A 3,597-nucleotide genomic window follows, 5' to 3' on the forward strand; every position below is an offset into this window, starting at 1 on the left:
GACCGTCTTGCCGCTGAGTTCGCTGACGAGCTCAACAACCTCGGCGTCCGCGTCTCCAACCTCGAGCGCAATGCCGACATGGTGAAGTGGAACGGCAAACTTGAGTATACATATACAAGTCAGCGCAAGAAGTTTAATCACACAAAGAGGAACGACAACAACCTTTTGTTCCGTCTCGAGCCGTCGGCTGAGATCAACAGCCACTGGCACGTGAACGCACGTCTTGATGCGGAGACCAAGATGAACACGGACGCGGGAGATGACAACGGGGACAAGGTCACGCTTAAACGTCTCTATGCACAGGGAGACTACGGCAACTTCCAGGTGAAACTCGGTAAGATGGAACTGCTCTCTGCCGAGGCGTATGCGAAACCCGGCGCCCTCGTGTTCGACGATGAGTTCTCGGGTGCCGAGGTCAGCTTTGGCAAGGATTTGAAGTTCAAACTGCAGGCCGGCCGCATTGATCTGGACGATGCGTTCGGTGCGCCGGGCGGCGGCCATGGTGCGCACAACCTGCCGGGTGATGAAGACGTGGCGAACTATCAGGGCGTCGAACTGCAGTATGACAAGAATAATGTCCTGCTGGGGGCGGGCTACTACCATCTGGGCTCCAATTATTTCAGAGGGATGCATTTCCACAGGAGAAATACGGTTCGGTATCTTAACAACCGCGACGAGAATCTTAGAAACACGAAGGCGGATATCTGGGCTGTGAACGGCGGCGTCCGATTCGGCGACGCAGCAATGCTCTCCGGCGCTTACGCAGAGAACACAAAGGCGGACAACGCAAAGAGTTCCTGGCAGGTCACCTATGAGTACAAGGGGGCTGAGCCGGAGGATAAGGGATCGTGGGGCGCTTATGTTGCCTACCGCAAACTCGGCGGATTCGCTTCCCCGTTCCCGACAAGCGACGGTGCTATGTGGGATACGAAGGGCGTAGAAGTTGGTACGGACTACACGCTTTTCAAAAACGTGGTGCTCTCGGCGAAATATTTCCGCGGCAAGGAGATCTATGTCGGACCGACGGCTGACGACAAGGCGGAGAAGCTCTTCGGTCGCGTCGAGTTCTTCTTCTAAAAATACTTGCGGCATCCGCCTCAAAACAAAATCCCCCTTCATCGTTGGAGGGGGATTTTTACTGTCCGCTGCAATAGATGCAGATATTTTTCAAGGTTTTAGAGGGCGTTGTGCCGAATACCGCTTTAACAGAGATGAGTACGGTATATAAAACACTGAAAATAAGGTGAAAATTATAGTCTGGTATAAAAATTTTTACATGGAAATGCTTGCAATCTATTAATTCACGTGCTATGATGAAACCATTCCAAGAGGATGAGAATGTCTCGCGAAAAGGAAACATGGACACTTCAGCGGCGTCTCACTCCTTCTTGGAAATCAGATGTTTCTATTTATCATCAGAAGGAGGAGTTTCTCATGAAGAAGACTCTCGTATCCGCACTGGCAACGGCTCTTGTTGTCGGCGCAGCAAGCACGACATTCGCTGCTGCAAACCCGTTCTCTGATGTGCCCCGTGATCACTGGGCATACGACGCTGTGACCCAGCTCGCCGCCGACGGCGTTGTTGAGGGCTACGGTGACGGCACGTTCCGCGGCGACCGCAACATCACGCGTTATGAGATGGCGCAGATGGTCGCAAAGGCGATGGCAAAGGGCGATATGTCCGCTTCGGATCGCGCGCTCGTTGACCGCCTTGCGGCTGAGTTCGCAGACGAGCTCAACAACCTCGGCGTCCGCGTCTCGAACCTCGAGCGCAACGCCGACATGGTGAAGTGGAACGGCACCCTCGAGTACACCTACACGAGCAAGCGTTATGAAGGCGCAGATCGCGTCAATGACGACAACCTCCTGTTCCGTCTCGAGCCGTCCGCAGAGGTCAACAGCCACTGGCATGTGAACGCACGTCTCGATGCGACTGTCGATATGTCGAAAGACGGCGACGATGACGGGACGCACGGCGATAAGCAGGACAGCAAGGTCACGCTCCAGCGTGCATGGGCGCAGGGCGACTACGACAACTTCACGGTGAAGTTCGGTAAGATGGAGCTTCTTACGGCTGAGGCATATGCAAAGCCGGGCGCGCTCGTATTCGACCGCGAGTTCTCGGGCGGCGAAGTTTCGTTCGGCAAGGACTTCCAGGTGAAGCTCCAAGCCGGCCGTGCAAGTTCCGATGAATTGGCTCATGCGGCAAACTATCAGGGCATCGAGCTTCAGTACAACAACGAGAAGCTGATGGCAGGCGCGGGATACTATCGTGCCAGTGCGGAAGAGTTCAAGACTGCCACGAAGGATCATGACGAGGACATGAACATCTGGGCACTGAACGGCGGCTACCGCTTCGACAAGAACAACTTCATCTCGGGTGCTTATGCACAGAACAACGATCTTGAAAACTACAAGAAGTCCGGTCAGGTCACCTATGAGTACAAGGGTGCTGACGCAATGGATAAGGGCTCGTGGGGCGCATACCTCTCCTACCGTCATCTTGGCGGAGCTTCGGCTGCTGCGACGACAGACGGTGCGCTTGAGGGAACGAAGGGTCTTGAGTTCGGCACGGAGTACACCATGTTCAAGAATGTCGTTCTCTCCGCGAAGTACTTCAAGGGCAAGACGATTGAGAAGAGCGAGAACGACAAGGTGCAGAAACTGTTCGGTCGCGTCAACTTCTACTTCTAATCCATTCTCAGTACACAGCGCGGCATATGCCGCATAACAAATCCCCCTTCCTTCGGGAGGGGGATTTTTGTATGGTGAAGATCATACTTAGATGACCATTCCATAAAAAATAGGAGTGTGTGAAAGAAATTCTGTAAAAACTTCTGACTCGAAGGAATAAGGACTTCTATGGTAAAATCAAATCATGGGAGGTCTTTGTTTATGGCAAAACAACAAAAAGAAGTTCACAAAGTCAAAATGACCGATGGGAAAAGAGCGATCATTCAGCAACTCTTTCAAGAGTATGACATTGAGAGCACATCCGACATCCAAGACGCACTAAAAGACCTGCTGGGTGGAACCATCAAGGAAATGATGGAGGTGGAAATGGACAGCCATTTAGGCTACGAAAAATCCCAACGCTCCGCCAATGAGAACGCTCGCAATGGGTACAAATCCAAGACATTAAACAGCAGCTATGGGAGCGTTCGGATTGAAGTCCCCCAAGACCGGCAGTCTTCTTTTGAACCACAGGTGGTAAAAAAGCGGCAGAAGGATATCTCTGCGATTGATCAGAAAATCATATCCATGTATGCCAAGGGAATGACTACGAGACAGATTTCCGAAACGATCAATGACATCTACGGTTTTGAGGCATCGGAAGGATTTGTATCCGACGTAACCGATAAGATTCTGCCCCACATTGAGGAATGGCAGAACCGCTGCCTTGTCAGCGTTTACCCGATCGTTTTCATTGATGCCATCCATTTTTCCGTGCGTCAGGACAGCATCGTAAGCAAACTTGCGGCCTACGTCGTTGTAGGGATTAACGATGCCGGGCGAAAAGAAGTCTTAACCATTGAAATTGGAGAAAATGAGAGCAGCAAATATTGGCTTGGCGTTCTTAACAGCCTAAAAAATCGA

At 51.9% G+C, this 3,597-nt stretch carries 3 protein-coding genes; all 3 read left to right on the forward strand.

The window, feature by feature from the left end; all coding sequences use genetic code 11:
* The coding region (locus tag HMPREF1147_RS12190; RefSeq protein ID WP_009658892.1) for a putative porin at window positions 1–1,077 on the forward strand (1,077 nt) is incomplete at its 5' end.
* Between the two features lie 357 nt (window positions 1,078–1,434).
* On the forward strand, window positions 1,435–2,694 hold the full coding sequence (locus tag HMPREF1147_RS10730) for an S-layer homology domain-containing protein (RefSeq protein ID WP_009658891.1): 1,260 nt from the start codon (window positions 1,435–1,437) through the stop codon (window positions 2,692–2,694).
* A gap of 201 nt (window positions 2,695–2,895) precedes the next feature.
* Window positions 2,896–3,597: IS256 family transposase (locus HMPREF1147_RS10735; protein WP_037351037.1), on the forward strand; the 702-nt coding region annotated here is incomplete at its 3' end.

This window comes from Selenomonas sp. FOBRC9, from assembly GCF_000287655.1.
GTDB lineage: Bacteria > Bacillota > Negativicutes > Selenomonadales > Selenomonadaceae > Centipeda > Centipeda artemidis.